Origin of the sequence: Pseudomonas sp. MM227, assembly GCF_947090715.1 — a bacterium.
Taxonomy (GTDB): Bacteria; Pseudomonadota; Gammaproteobacteria; order Pseudomonadales; family Pseudomonadaceae; genus Aquipseudomonas; species Aquipseudomonas baltica.
Map to the genome: position 1 here is coordinate 1,270,534 of NZ_OX352319.1, position 17,831 is coordinate 1,288,364.

Below are 17,831 nucleotides of genomic sequence, written 5' to 3' on the forward strand. Positions count from 1 at the left end.
GGGCGGCTTCTTCAACAACAAAACGTGGGACCGATTATGCACACCCAGATCACCCCCCGCAATACCCGCGATGATTCGTCATTGATGGTGCAAAACCAAACCATGACGCGCCATGTCATGTCTTCGCGCGAGATTGCTGAGCTTCTAGGCTCGCGACACGACAAGGTCAAACAGTCGATAGACCGCCTGATCGCGCGCGGCACAATTGTCCAACCCCCAGTGGGGGATGAACAGGAGCCAGACAGCCTGGGCCGTCCCCGCTCGATCAAGGTCTACCTGATCAAAAAGCGTGACACCTATGTGATCGTCGCCCAGCTCAGCCCCGAGTTCACCGCGCATCTCGTCGACCGCTGGCAGGAACTGGAAGAGCAGGGCCAGCATCCACGACTGCCGACCAACTTCGCCGAAGCACTACAAGTCGCCGCCGACCAGGCGCGCGAGAACCAGCACCTGCACCTGGTGATTGAGCAGCAAGCGCCCAAGGTGGCCGCACTGGAGCAGCTTGCCGGCACTCGCGGCTCGATCTGCATCACCGAGGCCGCTAAGCACTTGGGCATGGGCCCTTTGAAGCTTTTCGCCTGGATGGCCGCCAATCGCTGGATCTATCGTCGCACAAGCTTCGCCAACTGGTCGGCCTTCCAGCCTCGCCTTTCTGCTGGCCTGCTTGAGCACAAGCTGGTCCGTATCCCCAACAACGAATCCGAAGAGCTGAAGACGGTAGAGCAGGTGATGGTTACCCGCCGCGGTCTCGTCGTGCTCGCAGAAAAGATTGGAGCTGCATCGTGAGTGTTCAAGCAATGTCCTGGGCACTGTCCCGCCGCGACCTGGGTAAAGACTCGAGCGCGCGCCATGTGCTGCTGTGCCTGGCCAACTATGCCGCCGCCGACGGCCGTGGTGCTTTCCCATCGGCCAAGACCCTGACCGAAGACACTGGCCTGTCCGAGCGCACCGTGCGTTCGAAGCTGGACCTGCTGGAAGGTCGGGGCCTCATAGTTCGCGGCAATCAGGCCCTGGCCGCCGTGTACATCGATCGCCATGACCGCCGCCCAGTGGTGTACGACTTGATGCTCAAGCGGGGTGCAGTAGATGCACCCCGTGAAGTGGTACCGGGGTGCAGCCAGCAACAGAACGGGGTGCAACCTACGACAGAACGGGGTGCAGCCATTGCACCCAATACATCACTTAACCATCAATTAACCGAACAGCAGCAGTCGCACGAGTTTGCGGATGTCATCGCTGAGCAGGACATGGCCGCCGTTGCAGCGCTGGATGGATCTGGAGAAGCTCGCCAGCGCTTCTCGATGGACCCCGAATGGTCACCACGAACGGGAGCGCTGTCTGCCCAACTCAAGATCATGGGCATCGCCACGGAGCTCACCGATGAGACCTTCGGTTCGTTCATGGGCTTCCACATCGCCAAGCCTGATATCCGCGATACCGACGGCGGCTGGCATCACCGGCTGGCCAAGTGGATCAAGCGGCAGGCTGCCGAGAAGAGTTCGGCCCCGGACTTCAACGACACCAGCTGGGCTGATGACTTGGGGGTTCTATGACCAAGCCAAAGCCCACCCAAAGCTTCAAGGCGCTGATCGGCGACGTCCAAGATCGTACCCAACTGACCGCCAAGATGAGCAGGATCCCCGTTTCTGCGCATGCTCCCAAGCAGTTAGCGCCCGGCACCGTCGGCGTCGTGAACGCTCTGTTCAAGGAATTGCAGGCCATCTTCCCAGCCTTCAAACAGGCCTGGCCGGATGACGATGCCTTGGCCACTGCGAAGCGCAGCTGGATCAAGGCATTCATCGTTGCCGGTATCAACACGCTCGAGCAGATCAGGTTCGGCGTTGAGCGCTGCCGTGCACTGTGCAGGCCTTTCGTGCCGAGCGTGGGTGAATTCGTGGCCATGTGCCAACCGACGCCGGAGATGCTGGGTATCCCTGCATACGACAAGGCGTTCCGCGAGGCGCTGGAAAACGCCCACCCGAGTCGAGCCAGCTCCCGCACCTGGTCGCACCCAGCAGTGCGCCATGCCGCACTGCAATGCGAGATGCACAACCTGGGCGACCAAATCTCGGAGAAGGCCAGCAAGATTTTCGACCGCGCCTACGACATCACCATCCGTCAGCTGATGGCTGGGCTCCCGCTTGATGACATCGCGATCGGCATCGGGCACGACAGCCAGAAGTCCGAACTGGAGCGCGCCAATGAGCAAGCCGATCGGCAGACCCGGGAGCGAATCATTCAGCAAGGCATACCAGCAGACGGCGCCTCGGCGCGCGCGCTGCTGATGGCGAAATTTGGGAAGAGGGCTTCTTCATGACCAAGCGCAGCTGGCAGGTAGTCGTCCCTGGCTACAGCCCGTTCCGCATGGGCGGAGAACCCATGGATTACGCCGAGGCCTTGGCCACGGCTCGTTCGATTTGGCCGTTGGCCGAGGTGTACTGATGAATATTCGACAGACCAAGTTGACCAAGGCCGCCCGCGGCCGTGATTGCCAGGTGCGCGTCCCCGGTGTGTGCAACGGCAACCCTGAAACCACCGTGCTGGCGCACTACCGACTGGCCGGTACCAACGGCATGGGCTGCAAGCCGAACGACTTCCAGGCCGCCTGGGCTTGCTCGGCCTGCCATGACTACGTTGACGGGCGCGGCTCCAGCCGCCGGGGTGCCGATCGCGAGGAATCGCGCTTACTTCATGCCGAGGGCGTTATGCGCACTCAGCACATCCTGATTCGTGAAGGGAAGGTGGCATCGTGATGATCAGTAATGAGACGCGGGAGCAATTCGAAGTATGGGCGGCAACCAAGGGCATGGCTCTGCACCTGGATCGGGGCGAGTCCGGCCTGTATGTAAGCCGGGTCACGCAGAACTACATGGACTGCTGGGTTGCATCACGGGCGGCGGTGAAGCTGCCAGAGCCGTGCGCATGGATCGGCGATTACGCTGCTTGTGGCGGCGGCAAGGCCGTGTTTGATCGATTTTTAATGGAAAAGATAACTGACCGTATGTGCGAGAAGACGCCGGTATATGACATGGCGGGCTTGATGACCGTCGGCCTGATGGGGGGCGAACGGTGAAGCTTTTCGCGCCGAAGGTCATCAAGCCGCGCAAGGCGCGCGCTCCCTCGGTTGACCGCGAGGGGTTGGAGCAAGCAGCTTTGCTGCGCGAAATCGCCTTCCGCCACCCAGCCGCGTTCAAGCTGATTTATCACGTACCCAACGGCGGCCACCGTCACAAGGCTGTCGCGGTGAAGCTGAAAGAGCAGGGCGTCAAGGCAGGCATTCCCGACCTCGTCCTGCCGATGGCGCGTGGTGGGTACTTCGGCCTGTACATCGAATTCAAGGCCACGCCGCCTTTTGATGCCGCTGTATCGCCCGGCCAGGATGCCTACATCCATGCGCTGACCGAACAGGGCTATCTCGCCATTGTGTGCCGAGGGCACTTCGATGCGATCGAGCAGCTCCGCGCCTACCTGCTGCTCCCGCCGACGAGAGCTGCAGCATGAGCAAGACCCGCGCCGTGAAATTTTCCGACGCCGAGATCCGCAGGCAGGCCGCCGACCCGGACGTGCATGACTTGCGTGACCCCCGTCACCCCGGCCTGTACCTGCGCTTCGGACAGGACCGTCAGCGCGGCTCCTGGTACCTGGTCAAGGGCAAGTCCTGGAACCGTATCTCCGGCTATCCCGATCTCGGCGCCGCGGCAGTGTTGGCCGAACTGCCAGCCTTGCGTCAGCGCCTGCTGCGCGACCCGGCAGCGGCGGTCGCCCTGGGTGGTCTGGCCACGGTCGGTCAGCTGCTCGACTGGTACGGCGACCGCATGAGCCGCGATCGCTCCCTTTCAGACAAGCGCAAGGCCGGTGCCAAGTCGGCCATCGCCTGCCACCTCAAGCCGCGCCTGGAAGACGTGCCCGTGCGCGAGGTGACAGCGCCGGTGCTGGACAAGCACCTCATGTGGCCCGCTCAGGAAGACCTCTCGCTGTCCTACGTTCACCAGCTGTTTACCCTGCTGGTGCTCGCGTTCCGCCAGGCGCACAAGCTGGGCATGATCGAAGCAAACCCGGTGGCGGGCCTCAAGTTCGTCGACTTCACCAAGGCACGCATCGTGCCCAAGGCCGCACGGCTGCGCGGCGTGCACCTGGCAACCGTGGTCCCGATGCTGGCAGATCTGTTTGATACCGAGCCGGCCGAGGCCATGCTGGCGCTGATGATGCTGTGCCACGGTACCCGCGTGGGCGAGACACGGCTGGCACGTTGGCCCGACATCAGCCTGGCCGACGGCGAGTGGTTCATCCCTGCACAGAACACGAAGACCCGCACCGAGCATCGCCTGCCTCTCACCGCCCAGGCTCAGGCGCTGCTGACGCGCTACCGAGCGATCCAGATCGCCCAGGGCTACGACGGCACCTACCTGTTCCCATCACGTCGTGGCCGTGCACTGAGCGAAGGCCAGGCCAGCGCCATATTCACTCGGATGGGGAAGGGTGAGTGGACCAGCCACGACCTGCGCAAGGTGGCGCGCACCGCGTGGACCGACCTGGGCATCGACGGGCACATCGGCGAGATGTTGCTCAACCATTCGCTGGGCAAGATCGCCTCGACCTACATCAACACCCAGGCTCGGGCGCAGCGCCTGCTGGCCTTGGAAAAGTGGCATGGCTGGTTAGATGGCCGTGGCTTTCAGGCTATTCACAACCTGACAGACGCCCAATACGAAGAATCGGAAAAACCGCTGCAAGCCACGAACGACGTGGGCTGCGAGGCGATTTCGGAAATTGTGAATGGCGAGGTTTCAAAAGCATGAAAAAGAGCCATGGGCCTGCTTTCCGCGCTGCTCGCATTGAGCTCGCCAAGTGCTCGGCATGCCGTGGTCGCGCTGTGACGCAGGGCGTTTTCCATGAGCTGCCATGCGACCAGTGCAACGCGTCCGGCTGGGTTTCGGCTGAGACCGGCCAACCGCTACCGCTCGAGGCGCTGGTGACCCAGCTCAGCCTGCGGCTGCGAGCCGCCGAACAGCTGATCGAACAGTTGAAGCGGCCGGTGCCGATGAATGGCCCGGCCGCCCAGTACACACAGAACAATCGCCGCGGCGCCGGCGGCACGAACTTTACCGGCGACTGAGCCACTGTTTTTTGATTGGAGAGCACACCATGAAACTCATCGGCGCCCGTCAGGCCTGGACCGACTCGCAGCACGAATCCAATGCATCCATCACCGCCGTGGCCAGTGAGAAGGCCGAGTCGGCATCGAAAATTAGGCGGTCCCGCATAACCCGCCATGAGGTTGTTTTCCCCGCCCTGGGCGATGAGAAGGAAGAGCGCGTGCTGATGGCTCGCCAGCGTATTTCGATCAGTGAAACCCGTCGCACGCCTCTCGGTCGCTCGACTGCTCGAGCTGCACACCTGGTAACGATGGGGAAGATCCAGCGCGCCATTGGCACGTTGCCGTTCCAGGTGGAGCAGCTTGGCCACTTCCTGTACCACCCATGCATGACCATGCAGCACGTCATGAATGCGGAGAAGCTCATCCTGGCCGACACCGACTTATCCACCATGACAGCTGCCAAAGCGGCCAAGGCGCGCTGCCTGGTTACGATTGCGCTTCAGTCCTACAAGGCGACGATCACCGGCGCCCCTGAGTGGGGCCCAGCGCGCGTGGCTGAATCAATGAAGGCCTTCTATGGTGCTGCGATCGAACCGAAGCACTGGGATCGTGACTGGCTTGCCTTGTGGGAGCAGCTCAAGGCGGTGATCCATGCGAGAGATACTGAGGCTCAGGCGCCGGTATGGCAGGTGATTCACGCGGAGAAAGACGAGAACGCAGCGTAAAATCTTGACATGGTGGGGAATTGCCAGTACTTTCCCCATAGTGCGCAAGTCACGTCAGACGCACCGAACATTTAACAAAGAAACCCGGCCTTCGAGCCGGGTTTTTTGTTCCTTAAGCAGCCTCGACCGAGACGGCCAGGCGTTTACCCAGGGCCGCAAGCGCGGCTTCGACTTGCTCGATCTTCGAGCTGTGTTCGAAGTCCAAAAGGCGATCAACCTTGGTCTGCGACGACTGAAGCAGCCTAGCCAGATCGGCTTTGCGCATATTCGCCTCACGCATAGCGTTCCAGAGCGAAACCTTTGCGGCCAGCAAGGTCGGCAGATGCACAACGCGCTCGCCCTTGACAGGCGCCGAGGGTAGAGGGATCGGACGAGATTGATCCACGTAAATGGTCAAAGCCAGCTCAAGGCCTTCAACGGCATTGGCCAGCAGTTCTTCCTCTGTATCACCGGCGCTGTGCGCCTCGGGGATATCGCGGCACGAAGACCAAAAGGAGCCGGCCTCCGCGTGAACCTTTATTGCATAGCTGAACATGTGTCTTTCCTCTTCGTGTGACTGATAAGCCCGGTTCAAAGGGTAGAGCCTCAGTCCTTGAGGCCCAGTTGTTTGATGATCGTCTTCCTGAGTCCTTCGCCTATTTCCTTGGCTCCGTGGTCTGGAAGTACCGTCTGCTTGCCGTTGTAGAAGATCTTGAAGTGCTTACTACGTTGCTTCGAGATTTCCACTCCTTGTGCTAGCAGCCACCGCTTGAACTCGTTACAGCTCATCAGCCCTCCTGTGTGTCTTGCTGATGTGGTTATTATACATCATATGTGTGTGAATGCAACACTTATGATGAATATATCTCTGTTGTATCCATAGCCAGGTTGGGCCGAAAGGCGACTCCTGGACACGGTATGGCCGGTCGTCACGTGATGCGAAAGAACACCGGCATCCAAGCATCCCTTCGCTTGTTACCACCTCGGGGAGGGCTTGGTGGGCAGCGTGGGAAGACACGCACGTTATGCAGATGAATGCGCAGGCTGATGCGCACCCGCAAGAGTGACGCTCACTGACCTGCCTTTCCGAGGCAGGCTAGACCAGTCCGCCGCGACGTTAATCGCTCGTCACTCACGGAAAGCCGGAAATCAGTACCGGTCATCTGCACCTATCTCAAGCCTCGCCATACGCCGGGGCTTTCCCGCGTTTGGAGTAGCGATGGACCCGACCGACCTCGGCCCAGGCACAGCCACTTGGCTGGGCGGCACGGGCACTGTATTGCTGGGCGGATTCTTGTGGTTGCGCAAGTTCCTATCGAAGGACGCCACCGACAGGGCCATGGACAACGCCGACATTGGTACCGTCCGCCGCCTGAATGAACTGCTTGATTCCGAGCGCGCCCGGGCGAATGCCGCAGAGGCTCGCGCGGACCAGTTTGCAAAGGAACGAAACGAACTTGCTGCCGCAGTTGGCCGTATGGAGGGCAAGATCGAAGCCCTCACTGGCCAGGTCGCCCAACTTACCGCTCAGGTCACCAGCTCTAGTGCAGAGGTTGCACAGCTGCGGGCCCGGCTTGGAGGCTTTAACTGATGGACAGATGTGCAATGGAATTCATCGCCCGACGATGGTGGAGGCGAGTAGAGGTATGGGTGATTGCTGTGCTGTTGGTAGCCGGGGGCTTGGTCCTTGGCTTCCAGGCTGCTCAATGGTCGCTCGCCAGCTCCTACGTCACACAAGTCGCTCAGGTTCGCCATGCCTATGACGAAGCCCTGAAGCAGCGCGACCTTCGCCTGACCAAGCTGGCCAACAGCACTACCGAGGCGGCAGTGAAAGTGGAGCAGGCCGCCAGCAGCGCCACCCAGGCGGCCGACACCGCCAGCAAGGCCGTCGACAAGGCGACTGAAGCGGTGGATCGGGCCAGTCAGTAACACGCGTTCGAGGTCGCTATGTTCAAGCTGCAATCGAGAGGCCTCGCTGATGGCCTGGCCGAACTGACTGACATCGAGCAGCGCCAGATACCATTCGCCACAGCACTGGCACTGACCGAGACGGCGAAGCTGATCAAATCCTCGATTGAGGACGAGATGCGCGCGGTCTTCGACAGGCCAACGCCCTACACCATGAACGCCCTGCGCCTTATCCCCGCTACCAAGCAGAAGCTCGAAGCGCGGGTATGGATCAAGGACGAGGCCGACGGCGCAGCGCCAGCGACAAGGTGGCTGACACCAGAGGTCTACGGTGGCCCCCGGAACAACAAGCGCAGTGAGTCGCTATTGCGTGCTCGAGGCATCCTGCCCGAGGGCAAGTTCGTCGTGCCCGCCAAGGGCATGAAGCTGGACAACTACGGCAACATCGGGCGTGGTCAGTTGCAGAAGATACTGTCGGGCCTCGGTGCCCAGGGTGAGCGGCTGCAGAACAGCACAGACAGCAGACGCAGTGCCGGTAATCGCTCGCGATACTTCGTGATGCGCAAAGGCCGCGAGGCTATCGGGATTGCTGAACGCGTAGGCACCAGGCGCGGGGATATCCAGATGGTGCTGGCCTTTGTCAGCAAGCCTGGGTACGCCAAGACGCTCGACTTCTTCGAGATCGGGGACCGGGTCGCTGATCGTGAGCTCGCTGCGCAGTTCGAGAAGGCATTCGATCGCGCCCTGTCCACCCGGAGGCGCTGATCTCAACGCACCGCGATGGTGCAGAATGATGCAAATCGGTCATTCTGCACCAAAATGGTGCGAAAGGGTCCTTTCCCCCCACCCCCGGGGTGAGGGTAATTCGAGCCCCGTCCTTCAACTATGTATGACTTTTTTCTAGGGGGGTTGGTTGTTGTTTTTTCGCTGGGCTGAAAGACCCGTAATAGAGCGGTTTCAGCGAAAAAATACACCAACCTGACCCCCTGAAATACCAACCAAACACCAACCGGCCTGCGGTAGCTTCCCGCCTCGTCATTGGAGGAGGCATATGGAGCCGAAACCTCACTGGCTGAACAAGAGCAGCATGGCCGCCAGCCTCGGCATTACCGTGCAAGCGTTCGATAAGTGGAAGGTCGAACCCATCGCCCGAATCGGTCGCGAAAACTTCTACGACGTGCGCTCAATCCTGGACAACCGCCTGAAGCTGGCTGAGCAGAAAGCAGCGGCGGACGAGCAGCCTTCCGGTATCGATCCCCTCATTGAGTACAAGCTGCTTGAGGAGCGGCGCGGGTTGACCGCGGCTCAGCGGATCGGCCAGGAGAACAAGAACGCTGTATCAGCCCGGCAACTGGTGCCGGTCGACTTCATCACCTTCGCGCTTTCGCGGGTGGTGGCCCAGATCGGGTCCGTGCTCGACACGGTCGCCCACAAGGTGAAACGCAAGCATCCCGAGATCGGGCCGCGCCATGTCGAAGCCATGCAACGCGAAATCGCTCTCGCCCGGAACATAGCCTCTGAGCTAGGCGACCAACTACCTGAGATTCTCGATGAGTACCTTGCCACCCTGGATGACTGATCTGCGTAAAGCGATCAAGGCCGGGCTGCAAGCGCTATTCAAAGAGCCTCCACTAACGTTGGTGGATTGGGCAGACACGCATTTCTACCTCTCGTCCGAGTCTTCCTATCAAGAGGGGAAATGGGAAACGGCGCCGTTCCAGGTTGCCCTGCTCAATGCCATGGGCAATGACCTCATCCAGTTCTTCAACCTGATGAAGTCTGCCCGGGTCGGCTACACCAAAATGCTCATGGCTAACGTGGGCTACAAGATCCAGCACAAGCGGCGGAGTGTGGCCGTCTTCTCGCCGACCGACCCCGATGCTGAAGAGCTGATGAAGCAGCACATCGAGACGATGGTCAGGGATGTGCCGACGCTCCTGGAGCTTGCCCCGTGGCACGGCAAGAAGCACAGGGATAGCTCGCTGAGTTCGAAGCGTTTCCAGAACAAAAAGATGCTCTGGTGCCGCGGCGGCAAGGCCAGTCGAAACTACCGCGGTATCTCCGCCGACGAGGTCGTGTACGACGAGCTGTCCAATTTCGAGCAGAACGTAGAGGGCGAGGGCGCTCCAACGTTTCTCGGGGACAAGCGCCTTGAGGGCGCGATCTTCAAGAAATCAATCAGGGGCTCGACGCCCAAGATCAAAGGCACGTGCCAGATCGAGAAGGCCGTTGAGGAGTCGCCGTACCTGCTGCGTTTCAACATTCCGTGTCCGCATTGCGGTCGTGAGCAGCACCTGAAATGGGGTGGCAAGGATTGCGACTTTGGCATCAAGTGGGAACGGGACGAGCATGGCGAGATCACCCAGGCCTGGTATGTGTGCGAGCACACGAAATGCGTGGTCTGGTATCACGAAATGGTCGAGGCAGCTCACCGCGGGCGCTGGATCTGTGAGAAGTCAGGTATCTGGACCCGCGACAGCATTGACTGGTACGGGGCCGACGATGAGTTGAGAGCAACCCCACGAAGCGTCAGCTTTCACGTCTGGACCGCCTACAGCACTTTCACCACTTGGCTGGAAATGGTGCTGGAGTTCGACAAGGTCAAGGACAACCGCGAGAACCTGATCGCTTTCGTCAACACGACACTGGGCGAAACATGGGAAGACGACCAGGGCGAGAAGGTTGACTGGGAGCTGCTCTATGGTCGTCGCGAAGTCTACCCACAGGTGCATCCGCGCGGCCTGACCCTGATGGGCTCGATCGATACCCAGGATGACCGGTACGAGGGCAGAGTCTGGGCTTTCGGTCTGGGCGAAGAAGCCTGGCTGGTCGACAAGTGGGTGCTCATGGGCGACCCGGCCAGCGAAGAGCTCCGCAAGAAGGTACGCCTCAAGGTGCGGCAGCAATACGTGCGCGGTGACGGCGCCAAGATGGGCGTGGAGCGCTGGTGCTGGGACTCCGGCGGCCACTACACCGACGAGGTCTACGCCGAAAGCCGTGCCCTTGGCGACACTTGGGTGATCCCGGTCAAAGGTGCCAACGTTCCAGGCAAACCGATCGCCAACTGGCCGAAGTCGCGCAACGCGAAGAAGGTCTACCTCACTGAGGTGGGCACTGAGAACGCCAAAGAGTTGATCTACAGCCGTCTCAAGATCCAGCCCAACACTTCCGGTGTACCGGTACCGGGCTGCGTTCACTTCCCCGCCAATGACGACATCTGCGGTGAGGACGAGCTGAAGCAGCTCACAGCCGAAACCAAAGAACTGAAGATCGAGAAAGGCAGGCGGGTGTATCGCTGGACGGCCAAAGGTCGCCGCAACGAGGCACTCGACTGTTTCGTGTACGCCCTGGCCGCCCTGCGCATCAGCCAGCATCGTTTCGGCCTCGATCTTGAAATGCTCGCTGGCGCCAAGCGCGCTGTTCCGCAACGAGGCACCCGTAGCCGGGTACGAGGATGACAATCATGACCCCAGCGCAATCGCGCCTGGCCGCCGTGCAGGATGCAATCGACAAGATCCTGAAGGGTGGCCAGAGCGTTCGCTACGGCGAGCGTCAGGTAACCCGGGCTGACCTGGGCGCGCTGCGCAAGCTTGAAATCGCTTACACGGCGGAAGTCGCCGCCGAAGCCAACCGCTCCCGCGGCCGCAACCGAATCAGCTATATGAGGATCTGACATGGCCTGGTGGACACGTACCACTCCAGAAGAGCGGATGGTGCGTGAAGCCACGCGCGCCGTCTCCGGCCTGGTGCAAAGCCAACCCCGTGCGCAGGGCGGTGGTGGTGGAAGTGAAACGCGCTGGCGCGGTGCGTCGCGCATGTTGCGCAGCATGTCGAGCTGGATCCCGTTTCTGGGTAGCCCGAACCGCGATCTGAGTTCGCCCGAGCGCAAGACCCTGGTGGCCCGTTCGCGCGATGCCATGCGCAACCACCTCATTGCCCGCGCTGCCATCGTCCGCACGCGAACCAACGTGGTGGGTACTGGCCTCATCTGCCGGCCGCAGGTCGACCATGAGGCCTTGGGCCTGACGGAAGAACAGGCTGACGAGCTCAACGCACAGATCCAGCGGGAATGGGAGCTGTACGCCGGCGACCCACGCGAGTGTGACGCCGAAGCAACACTGAACCACTACCAGCAACAGGCGCTTGCGCTGGTCTCGGCAATGACCGGCGGCGACTGCTTCGTGGCGACGCCGTGGATCGAACGCCCGGGCACCGTTTACAACACCCGCCTGCAGCTGATCGAAACAGACCGGGTTTCCAACCCGCACGGCCAGCCCGATAACGAGCGCCTGGTAGAGGGCGTCGAGTTCGACGACTACGGTGCGCCGGTGGCCTACCACATCTGCAACGGGTACCCGGACGACAAGTTCCTGAAGTACCCGCTGCGTTGGGAGCGGGTCGAGGTGTTCGGTGCAGAGACTGGTCGGCGCCGAGTGCTGCAAATCTGGTGTGACAAGGAACGTCCAGGCCTCAAGCGCGGGGCTCCGTACCTGGCGCCAATCCTTGAGCCGTTGCAGAAGCTCGAGCGGTATGCCAGTGCCGAACTGATGGCGGCGGTGATCTCGGCTATGTTCACCGTTTTCATCAAGAAGGGGCCTGATTTCAACTCAGGCAGTGGACATGCCCAGGCTGCGTTTGGTGATGAGAGCGAAATCCCAGGCGATGTTGGGCCAGCTCCACTGGAGTTGGGAGAAGGCGCGATTGTCGACTTGGCGCCCGGCGAAGAGCCCATGGTTGCCAACCCCGCCAGACCCAACGCCCAGTTCGATCCTTTCTTCTCGGCGATCGTGAAAGAAATCGGTGCTGCATTGGAGCTTCCTCTGGAAGAGCTGATGCTGCACTACAGCAGCAGCTACAGCGCCGCGCGCGCGGCCATGCTGCAGGCCTGGCGCTTCTACACCATGCGGCGTTGGTGGCTGGTGTGCGACTTCTGTCAGCCCAGCTATGAGCTGATGTTCGATGAAGCTGTGGCGGCCGGCCGGATTCGTGCGCCGGGCTACCGGGACCCGGCTCTGCGCCGCGCCTATACCCAGGCCATCTGGATCGGCCCGGCGCGCGGTGCTATCGACGAGCTCAAAGAGGCCAAGGCGGCCCGCGAGCGCATCGACGTGGGCATCAGCAACGAAACCATGGAAACAGCGGCGATGTCCGGCGAGACCTGGCAGCAGGTCAACCGGCAGCGCGCGCGCGAGCTCAAGCAGCGCCGCGACAACGGAACAACCGCAGCAACCGTGGCTGCCGCGCCAAAGCCGCTCGTTCCCGAGCCTGAACCACCTGAAGACGAGGAATGACCCATGCCAAGAGCCTTTGAGCTGGCTTCTGCTCAGCCTTGGCTGATGCTCCCCAACGCCTTGGAGAACCTGCTCGCCATATCCGAGCGAATGGGGGATCCGGTGGCCTTGGAGACAAAGCTGGGTCGCAAGCTGGACAACAGCCACTCGGTCAGCATCCGCAATGGTGTGGCCATCGTGCCTGTGATCGGCCCGATTTTTCGCTACGCCAACTTGTTCACCGAGATCAGCGGCGCGACCAGTACCCAGGTGCTGGCAACCGACATTCGGGAAGCGCTGGATAACCCGGCGCTGCAGTCGATCATCCTCAACATCGACAGTCCGGGCGGCGTGGCAAGCGGCATCAACGAGCTTTCCGAAATGATCCACGCGGGCCGAGCGAAGAAGAAGATCGTGGCGTACATCGGCGGGAGCGGGGCGAGCGGTGCCTACTGGATCGCCTCCGCCGCGCACGAAATCGTCATCGACGACACAGGAATCGCAGGCAGCGTCGGCGTAGTGGTCGAGGCGGTGGTCGATAGCGAGAAGGCCACCGGTCGCAAGAGCTACCAGATTGTAAGCCGGAACGCACCAAACAAGCGTCCTGACCTGGCTACGGAAGAAGGCCGGGCAAAGGTCGCCGAGACAGTCGACGCGCTCGAGGATGTGTTCGTGGCCAAGGTCGCGCGCAACCTGGGCGTTGATGCAGAGAAAGTACCTGGCATGGGTGACCATGGCGGGTTGCGTGTGGGGCAGGCGGCCGTTTCGGCTGGTCTGGCTCACCGAACGGGCTCGCTTGAGGGCCTGATCACCGAGCTGTCCAAGCCGGCAGCGAAAATCACGAGGAAAAACACCATGACGAAAGTCAGCAACACCGCTGAGTTGCAGGCGGCCATCGCTGCCGGCGGCGATCTTACTGCCATCGAGGTCAGCACCCCGGAAAAGATCGATGTAGAGACCCTTCGCAAGGAAGCGGCAGCGACCGCTACCGCCAGCGAAAAGGACCGCATCACCGGTATCCAGGCGTTGGCGGCCCCCGGCTTCGAAACCGAAGTGCAAGCTGCCATCGACGGCGGACTCACTGTCGAGGCCGCAGGCCTGAGCTTGTTCAAGGCTGCTCAGGACCGCGGTGTGACCTTGGACAGCATCAAGCGTGATGCCAAGAAGGTCGATCCCGCGTCCGCATCCGCGGGCAAAGGCACGCCTGAGTTCTCCACCAAATCCATCTGGGCCTCTCGCAAAGGAGCGAAAGCATGAACTACGACATCGTCACCCAGGGCGCGCGCACCGCGGCCTTCCTCCTGAACGAGGCCTCCGGTGAGCGCTCTCGCGAGCAGATCCTGCTTCTGAAAGGCAATACCGCCTACCCGCCAGGCCAGATCCTGTCGAAGAACGCGGCCGGCAAGTACGTGGCGTTCGCCGCGCCTGCCGAGGGCGCAGCCGTTGAGATCGCGATTCTGTATGAAGGCCGTCCCGCTGATACCACTGCCGATCGCTACGCGGCCGCCGTAGTGCGCGACTGCGAGGTGGTCGAAAGCCTGCTGGTCGGTCTGACTGAACCAGCGCGTACTGCTCTGCTCGCCGCTGGCATCATCCTGCGCTGATTTTCAGCACCTCATTCCCCTAACCGCCGCTGGCGGTTTTTTTGTTTTTGGAGATCGGAATGGCCGATTTGAGCATTTTCAATGGTGATGTATTCGGCACCATTGCCATGACCACCGCTATCAACCAGCCTGTTGAAGGCCAGGCGGTGCCTACTCGCTTGGATTCGCTCTTCGAAGAAGAGGGCGTAACCACCACCGCCGTGTTCATCGAGCGCGAGCACGACAATCTGACTCTGGTACCGGCTGCCGAGCGCGGCGCGCCAAGCGATCCAACCACTGGCCCGGGCCGCGACATGATCCCGTTCCAGACCATCCACCTGCCAACCCGCGCGGTTATTCGCGCTGACGAAGTCCAGGGTATCCGTGCGTTCGGTTCGGAAAGCGAACTCGAGACAGTCCAGGCAATGGTTGAAAAGCGCTTGCTGAAAATGCGTAAACGCCTGGAAGCGACCATCCGCTACCAGCGCGTGGGCGCCATCACCGGCAAGGTGTTCGACGCTGACGGCACCCGAGTGCTGCTGGACCTGTATGCCCGATTCGAGATCGAGCAGCAGACCGTGGCTTTCACCATGGGCACCACTACTACCAAGCTGCTGGCCAAAGTGACTGAAGCCAAGCGCCGGGCGGAAGACGCTGTAGGCGGTACCGGTATCATCGCGGGCTGGCTGGGCATTGCCGGACGCAACTGGTTCGACGCATTCACGAACCACGAATCGGTGCAGAAGGCGTTCGATCGCTGGAACGATGGCCAGTTCTTGCGCGACGACCATCGCCGTGATGGCTTCAGCTTCGGTGGTGTGAACTGGGAAGAGTTCTACGGCAACCTGGGCGGCGTCCAGTTCATGGATCCCGACGTTGCCTACCTGGTGCCGGTAGGCGTGGATGGCCTGTTCATCACCAACTTCGCGCCGGCCGACTACATGGAAACGGTCAACACCACCGGTGTGCCGTTCTATGCCAGCCAGGAAATGTTGCGCCACAACAAGGGCGTGGACATGGAAGCCCAGAGCAACCCGCTGAGCATCTGTACCCTGCCGCGCGCCATCATCAAGTTGACCAAGTAATGGGCCGCTCGGAGTTCGACCAGGCCTTCGAGGGCGCGGACGACGAGCTGTTCAGCACCTTCGGCCAGCGGGGTGAGTGCTTCTACGACTCACGGGAAGGGGCGCCGCCCCAGGCCGTGAGCGTGGTGCTGCAGACAAACGTCAGCGATCCGGCTGGCGGCAGCTTCGTTGCCGTCCACCTGGCCGCCGACCTGCGCATCAGCCAGGTGCCCAATCCATGCAAGGGCGATTTGCTCACCGTTGACTGCAAACGCTACCTGCTCGATGAGTACGTGGGCACAGACGGCCTCATCAATCGCTTCTCACTCATGCCGGCGGACTGACTATGGACAACCCACTGACCCTGGGTCGAAAAGCGCTGATCGAGCGACTTACCACGATTTCCGTGGCCAACGGTTACTTCACCTCGACCGGCGCGAACGTGAAAACGGGCTGGCTCAATGAGCAGCTTCAGGCTCGCACCGTCAGCTTTCCCATCATCGTTGTGCAAAAGGGACGGGGCCAAGCGCCGATGCCCGGCCCCATGGCGCTCAAGGCCTTCTCAGGCTTCAGCATCGTGGGCGCCGTGGACGCGGGTATGGACGACTACGAGGACGCTATCGAAGCGCTTGAGCATGACCTGCTCAAATGCCTGGTTCCCGTGCAAGGCCGCGCCCTGGACTGGCTGCCGAAAGGTGTTACCGGCATCACAGTCGGTACCCCCGAGACCTTCCCGCCAGGTGAGTCACTGAAGGCCGCAACGGTCCTCATTCCCGTGCAGCTGCACACCATCATTCAGGGGGAACACCCTCATGTCCGACAAAGCCGATAAAACCGACAAGGCACCAGGCATTCGAGTGCCCAGCACCGTCAAGGCCACCGAACCGGTCGCCGAGGCGGAGCGTGCATTGCCGCGCTTCGAAGTGGAGCTGCTCAAGCCTCACACCCATGCCCGCACGGACTACGCGCCGGGCGACAAAATCAAAGTCACTGCCGAGCAGCGCACCTGGTTGAAAGACCTGGGCGTGATCGCTGGCGACACCTCGGAGAAGTAAGACATGCCACAGATTGAAACCTTCCTGGTCGGTGGCCAGGTGAAGATGCGCAAGTACGGTGTCGGCGGCCCATTCATGCCCGTGGGCCTGGTCTCGACTCTGACCCAGGCCATCGAAACCAACGACATCACACTGGCCGATACCACCACCCCGCAGGGTGGCGAGTATGACTCCATCAGCCGGATCAGCAGCATGTCGCTGACCATGAACTGGCGCGAGTTCTACACCGCGAACCTGGCGGCCATCTACTGGGGCACCATCGACCGTGTGCCTGCTTCGACTGTCACCGACGAGCCGCACAGTGCGAGCAAGGGCGGCACCATCCTGCTGGACAAGATGCCATTGACCATCACCTCGGTGAAGCTGGCGGCTGGCGGTGCGACTGCCTATGACGACGGTGACGACTGGCAAATGACAGGCTCGGGCATCGAGATACTGGAAGCGGGCGCGATCGCCGATGGCGCTCAGTTGCTGATCACCTATGCCTCTGCGTCCGTGGACATTATCGAGGCTCTGACCGGCAGCGGCGAGGTCTACGAGTTCCTGTTCGAAGGTGCGAACGCCGCGGGCACGAAAAATCGCGTCAACCTGCAGTACTTCCGATGCCAGCTCAGCCCGGCCGCCAGCGCGGACTGGATCAGCACCGATGATTTCATGGGCAGTGAGGTCACCGCCAAGGTGCTTTCCGATCCCAAGAAGACCGGCGCCGGCAAGTCGAAGTACATGCGCATCATGAAAGAAACCGCTGCGGCCTGACACCGCGCCTGTAACCCGGCCCGCTTCCGCGGGCTTTCTTTACTGGGAAGTGCAGCATGAGTGAAATGACCGCCTCGAAGGTCGCTATGATCGATGGAAGGGAAGTGATCTTCCGAGAGCTTACAGTTGCGGAGATCCGCTTGATGATGTCGGAAGAGCCTGAGTCTGACGGGCTGGGCGGTTCCTTTTTCGAGGACATCCGCCTCTCTGATTTACGGCGCTTCACCAATCTGGAAGTCGGCCAGGTGGAAGGCATGAGGCCAAGTCAGCTCCGCGCCGTAATCACCCACATAAAGGGGCAGAACCCCGATTTTTTCGCGTGGCTGGCCAGGGTCAACAACCCGCCGGCCAGGCTCTGAAGAACCTCGACGACTGCATCTGCGCCCTGATCCG

At 61.3% G+C, this 17,831-nt stretch carries 27 protein-coding genes; 25 read left to right on the forward strand and 2 right to left on the reverse strand.

Going from position 1 to position 17,831, the window contains the following annotated elements:
• Positions 1-36 precede the first annotated feature (36 nt).
• The 10 genes from ONG87_RS05740 (at position 37) to ONG87_RS05785 (ending at position 5,823) form a co-directional block, all read left to right on the forward strand.
• Positions 37-786, forward strand: a complete 750-nt coding sequence (locus tag ONG87_RS05740) for a phage antirepressor KilAC domain-containing protein (protein WP_264382388.1) — start codon at positions 37-39, stop codon at positions 784-786.
• Positions 783-1,553: a DnaT-like ssDNA-binding domain-containing protein gene (locus ONG87_RS05745; RefSeq protein ID WP_264382389.1), complete on the forward strand. Its 771-nt coding sequence runs from the start codon at positions 783-785 to the stop codon at positions 1,551-1,553. The genes ONG87_RS05740 and ONG87_RS05745 overlap by 4 nt, the downstream gene beginning before the upstream one ends.
• Before the next feature lie 74 nt (positions 1,554-1,627).
• Positions 1,628-2,317, forward strand: coding sequence for a replication protein P (locus tag ONG87_RS05750; protein WP_264382828.1), 690 nt, complete (start codon positions 1,628-1,630; stop codon positions 2,315-2,317).
• Positions 2,314-2,442 carry a hypothetical protein gene (locus ONG87_RS05755; RefSeq protein WP_264382390.1) on the forward strand — a complete coding sequence of 43 codons (129 nt, stop codon included), beginning with the start codon at positions 2,314-2,316 and terminating at the stop codon, positions 2,440-2,442. The genes ONG87_RS05750 and ONG87_RS05755 overlap by 4 nt, the downstream gene beginning before the upstream one ends.
• Positions 2,443-2,447: 5 nt before the next feature.
• A complete protein-coding gene (locus ONG87_RS05760; RefSeq protein ID WP_264382829.1) occupies positions 2,448-2,753 on the forward strand; it encodes a DUF1364 domain-containing protein in 306 nt (101 codons plus the stop codon).
• Positions 2,753-3,073: a hypothetical protein gene (locus tag ONG87_RS05765; RefSeq protein ID WP_264382391.1), complete on the forward strand. Its 321-nt coding sequence runs from the start codon at positions 2,753-2,755 to the stop codon at positions 3,071-3,073. The genes ONG87_RS05760 and ONG87_RS05765 overlap by 1 nt, the downstream gene beginning before the upstream one ends.
• Entirely contained in the window at positions 3,070-3,501 is a 432-nt protein-coding gene (locus tag ONG87_RS05770; protein ID WP_264382392.1) for a VRR-NUC domain-containing protein, read from the forward strand. Before ONG87_RS05765 ends, ONG87_RS05770 begins: the two co-directional genes overlap by 4 nt.
• Positions 3,498-4,799: a site-specific integrase gene (locus ONG87_RS05775; RefSeq protein ID WP_264382393.1), complete on the forward strand. Its 1,302-nt coding sequence runs from the start codon at positions 3,498-3,500 to the stop codon at positions 4,797-4,799. Before ONG87_RS05770 ends, ONG87_RS05775 begins: the two co-directional genes overlap by 4 nt.
• Positions 4,796-5,116 carry a hypothetical protein gene (locus ONG87_RS05780; protein WP_264382394.1) on the forward strand — a complete coding sequence of 107 codons (321 nt, stop codon included), beginning with the start codon at positions 4,796-4,798 and terminating at the stop codon, positions 5,114-5,116. The genes ONG87_RS05775 and ONG87_RS05780 overlap by 4 nt, the downstream gene beginning before the upstream one ends.
• Before the next feature lie 29 nt (positions 5,117-5,145).
• Positions 5,146-5,823 (forward strand): hypothetical protein, encoded by a 678-nt coding sequence (locus tag ONG87_RS05785; protein ID WP_264382395.1) that lies wholly within the window; start codon positions 5,146-5,148, stop codon positions 5,821-5,823.
• Between the two features lie 112 nt (positions 5,824-5,935).
• Here the strand turns inward: ONG87_RS05785 and ONG87_RS05790 are convergent, their stop codons facing one another.
• The gene (locus tag ONG87_RS05790) at positions 5,936-6,358 is read right to left on the reverse strand and encodes a type II toxin-antitoxin system HicB family antitoxin (RefSeq protein ID WP_264382396.1); all 423 of its coding nucleotides are present in this window, start codon (positions 6,356-6,358) and stop codon (positions 5,936-5,938) included.
• A 50-nt stretch (positions 6,359-6,408) separates the two neighbouring features.
• Positions 6,409-6,591 (reverse strand): type II toxin-antitoxin system HicA family toxin, encoded by a 183-nt coding sequence (locus ONG87_RS05795; RefSeq protein WP_264382397.1) that lies wholly within the window; start codon positions 6,589-6,591, stop codon positions 6,409-6,411.
• A gap of 430 nt (positions 6,592-7,021) precedes the next feature.
• Here ONG87_RS05795 and ONG87_RS05800 point away from each other — a divergent pair, with 430 nt between their 5' ends.
• The 15 genes from ONG87_RS05800 to ONG87_RS05870 all read left to right on the forward strand — a co-directional run bounded on the left by ONG87_RS05800 (position 7,022) and on the right by ONG87_RS05870 (position 17,797).
• Positions 7,022-7,393, forward strand: a complete 372-nt coding sequence (locus tag ONG87_RS05800; protein ID WP_264382398.1) for a chemotaxis protein — start codon at positions 7,022-7,024, stop codon at positions 7,391-7,393.
• Entirely contained in the window at positions 7,393-7,731 is a 339-nt protein-coding gene (locus ONG87_RS05805; RefSeq protein WP_264382399.1) for a hypothetical protein, read from the forward strand. The genes ONG87_RS05800 and ONG87_RS05805 overlap by 1 nt, the downstream gene beginning before the upstream one ends.
• Before the next feature lie 18 nt (positions 7,732-7,749).
• The gene (locus ONG87_RS05810; protein ID WP_264382400.1) at positions 7,750-8,475 is read left to right on the forward strand and encodes a hypothetical protein; all 726 of its coding nucleotides are present in this window, start codon (positions 7,750-7,752) and stop codon (positions 8,473-8,475) included.
• A 286-nt stretch (positions 8,476-8,761) separates the two neighbouring features.
• A complete protein-coding gene (locus tag ONG87_RS05815) occupies positions 8,762-9,289 on the forward strand; it encodes a terminase small subunit (protein WP_264382401.1) in 528 nt (175 codons plus the stop codon).
• Entirely contained in the window at positions 9,261-11,168 is a 1,908-nt protein-coding gene (locus ONG87_RS05820) for a phage terminase large subunit family protein (RefSeq protein ID WP_264382402.1), read from the forward strand. The genes ONG87_RS05815 and ONG87_RS05820 overlap by 29 nt, the downstream gene beginning before the upstream one ends.
• Before the next feature lie 5 nt (positions 11,169-11,173).
• Entirely contained in the window at positions 11,174-11,383 is a 210-nt protein-coding gene (locus ONG87_RS05825) for a hypothetical protein (protein WP_264382403.1), read from the forward strand.
• A gap of 37 nt (positions 11,384-11,420) precedes the next feature.
• Positions 11,421-13,001, forward strand: coding sequence for a phage portal protein (locus ONG87_RS05830; protein ID WP_264382404.1), 1,581 nt, complete (start codon positions 11,421-11,423; stop codon positions 12,999-13,001).
• Positions 13,002-13,004: 3 nt separating this feature from the next.
• Complete coding sequence (locus tag ONG87_RS05835; protein WP_264382405.1) at positions 13,005-14,237, forward strand: S49 family peptidase; 1,233 nt, start codon at positions 13,005-13,007, stop codon at positions 14,235-14,237.
• Positions 14,234-14,584 carry a head decoration protein gene (locus ONG87_RS05840; protein ID WP_264382406.1) on the forward strand — a complete coding sequence of 117 codons (351 nt, stop codon included), beginning with the start codon at positions 14,234-14,236 and terminating at the stop codon, positions 14,582-14,584. Before ONG87_RS05835 ends, ONG87_RS05840 begins: the two co-directional genes overlap by 4 nt.
• A gap of 59 nt (positions 14,585-14,643) precedes the next feature.
• Positions 14,644-15,648 (forward strand): major capsid protein, encoded by a 1,005-nt coding sequence (locus ONG87_RS05845; protein WP_264382407.1) that lies wholly within the window; start codon positions 14,644-14,646, stop codon positions 15,646-15,648.
• A complete protein-coding gene (locus ONG87_RS05850; protein WP_185793096.1) occupies positions 15,648-15,971 on the forward strand; it encodes a hypothetical protein in 324 nt (107 codons plus the stop codon). The genes ONG87_RS05845 and ONG87_RS05850 overlap by 1 nt, the downstream gene beginning before the upstream one ends.
• 2 nt (positions 15,972-15,973) lie before the next feature.
• The gene (locus ONG87_RS05855) at positions 15,974-16,459 is read left to right on the forward strand and encodes a hypothetical protein (RefSeq protein ID WP_264382408.1); all 486 of its coding nucleotides are present in this window, start codon (positions 15,974-15,976) and stop codon (positions 16,457-16,459) included.
• Positions 16,440-16,682, forward strand: coding sequence for a hypothetical protein (locus ONG87_RS05860; protein WP_264382409.1), 243 nt, complete (start codon positions 16,440-16,442; stop codon positions 16,680-16,682). Before ONG87_RS05855 ends, ONG87_RS05860 begins: the two co-directional genes overlap by 20 nt.
• 3 nt (positions 16,683-16,685) lie before the next feature.
• A complete protein-coding gene (locus ONG87_RS05865; RefSeq protein ID WP_264382410.1) occupies positions 16,686-17,438 on the forward strand; it encodes a hypothetical protein in 753 nt (250 codons plus the stop codon).
• A 56-nt stretch (positions 17,439-17,494) separates the two neighbouring features.
• Positions 17,495-17,797 (forward strand): hypothetical protein, encoded by a 303-nt coding sequence (locus tag ONG87_RS05870; RefSeq protein WP_264382411.1) that lies wholly within the window; start codon positions 17,495-17,497, stop codon positions 17,795-17,797.
• Positions 17,798-17,831: the final 34 nt, after the last annotated feature.

Coding starts and splice junctions, on each gene's coding strand:
- ONG87_RS05740 (WP_264382388.1), top strand. CDS start 37: ATGCACACCCAGATCACCCCCCGCAATACCCGCGATGATTCGTCATTG.
- ONG87_RS05750 (WP_264382828.1), top strand. CDS start 1,628: ATGAGCAGGATCCCCGTTTCTGCGCATGCTCCCAAGCAGTTAGCGCCC.
- ONG87_RS05755 (WP_264382390.1), top strand. CDS start 2,314: ATGACCAAGCGCAGCTGGCAGGTAGTCGTCCCTGGCTACAGCCCGTTC.
- ONG87_RS05765 (WP_264382391.1), top strand. CDS start 2,753: ATGATCAGTAATGAGACGCGGGAGCAATTCGAAGTATGGGCGGCAACC.
- ONG87_RS05775 (WP_264382393.1), top strand. CDS start 3,498: ATGAGCAAGACCCGCGCCGTGAAATTTTCCGACGCCGAGATCCGCAGG.
- ONG87_RS05780 (WP_264382394.1), top strand. CDS start 4,796: ATGAAAAAGAGCCATGGGCCTGCTTTCCGCGCTGCTCGCATTGAGCTC.
- ONG87_RS05785 (WP_264382395.1), top strand. CDS start 5,146: ATGAAACTCATCGGCGCCCGTCAGGCCTGGACCGACTCGCAGCACGAA.
- ONG87_RS05790 (WP_264382396.1), bottom strand. CDS start 6,358: ATGTTCAGCTATGCAATAAAGGTTCACGCGGAGGCCGGCTCCTTTTGG.
- ONG87_RS05795 (WP_264382397.1), bottom strand. CDS start 6,591: ATGAGCTGTAACGAGTTCAAGCGGTGGCTGCTAGCACAAGGAGTGGAA.
- ONG87_RS05800 (WP_264382398.1), top strand. CDS start 7,022: ATGGACCCGACCGACCTCGGCCCAGGCACAGCCACTTGGCTGGGCGGC.
- ONG87_RS05805 (WP_264382399.1), top strand. CDS start 7,393: ATGGACAGATGTGCAATGGAATTCATCGCCCGACGATGGTGGAGGCGA.
- ONG87_RS05810 (WP_264382400.1), top strand. CDS start 7,750: ATGTTCAAGCTGCAATCGAGAGGCCTCGCTGATGGCCTGGCCGAACTG.
- ONG87_RS05815 (WP_264382401.1), top strand. CDS start 8,762: ATGGAGCCGAAACCTCACTGGCTGAACAAGAGCAGCATGGCCGCCAGC.
- ONG87_RS05820 (WP_264382402.1), top strand. CDS start 9,261: ATGAGTACCTTGCCACCCTGGATGACTGATCTGCGTAAAGCGATCAAG.
- ONG87_RS05825 (WP_264382403.1), top strand. CDS start 11,174: ATGACCCCAGCGCAATCGCGCCTGGCCGCCGTGCAGGATGCAATCGAC.
- ONG87_RS05830 (WP_264382404.1), top strand. CDS start 11,421: ATGGTGCGTGAAGCCACGCGCGCCGTCTCCGGCCTGGTGCAAAGCCAA.
- ONG87_RS05835 (WP_264382405.1), top strand. CDS start 13,005: ATGCCAAGAGCCTTTGAGCTGGCTTCTGCTCAGCCTTGGCTGATGCTC.
- ONG87_RS05840 (WP_264382406.1), top strand. CDS start 14,234: ATGAACTACGACATCGTCACCCAGGGCGCGCGCACCGCGGCCTTCCTC.
- ONG87_RS05845 (WP_264382407.1), top strand. CDS start 14,644: ATGGCCGATTTGAGCATTTTCAATGGTGATGTATTCGGCACCATTGCC.
- ONG87_RS05850 (WP_185793096.1), top strand. CDS start 15,648: ATGGGCCGCTCGGAGTTCGACCAGGCCTTCGAGGGCGCGGACGACGAG.
- ONG87_RS05855 (WP_264382408.1), top strand. CDS start 15,974: ATGGACAACCCACTGACCCTGGGTCGAAAAGCGCTGATCGAGCGACTT.
- ONG87_RS05860 (WP_264382409.1), top strand. CDS start 16,440: ATGTCCGACAAAGCCGATAAAACCGACAAGGCACCAGGCATTCGAGTG.
- ONG87_RS05865 (WP_264382410.1), top strand. CDS start 16,686: ATGCCACAGATTGAAACCTTCCTGGTCGGTGGCCAGGTGAAGATGCGC.
- ONG87_RS05870 (WP_264382411.1), top strand. CDS start 17,495: ATGAGTGAAATGACCGCCTCGAAGGTCGCTATGATCGATGGAAGGGAA.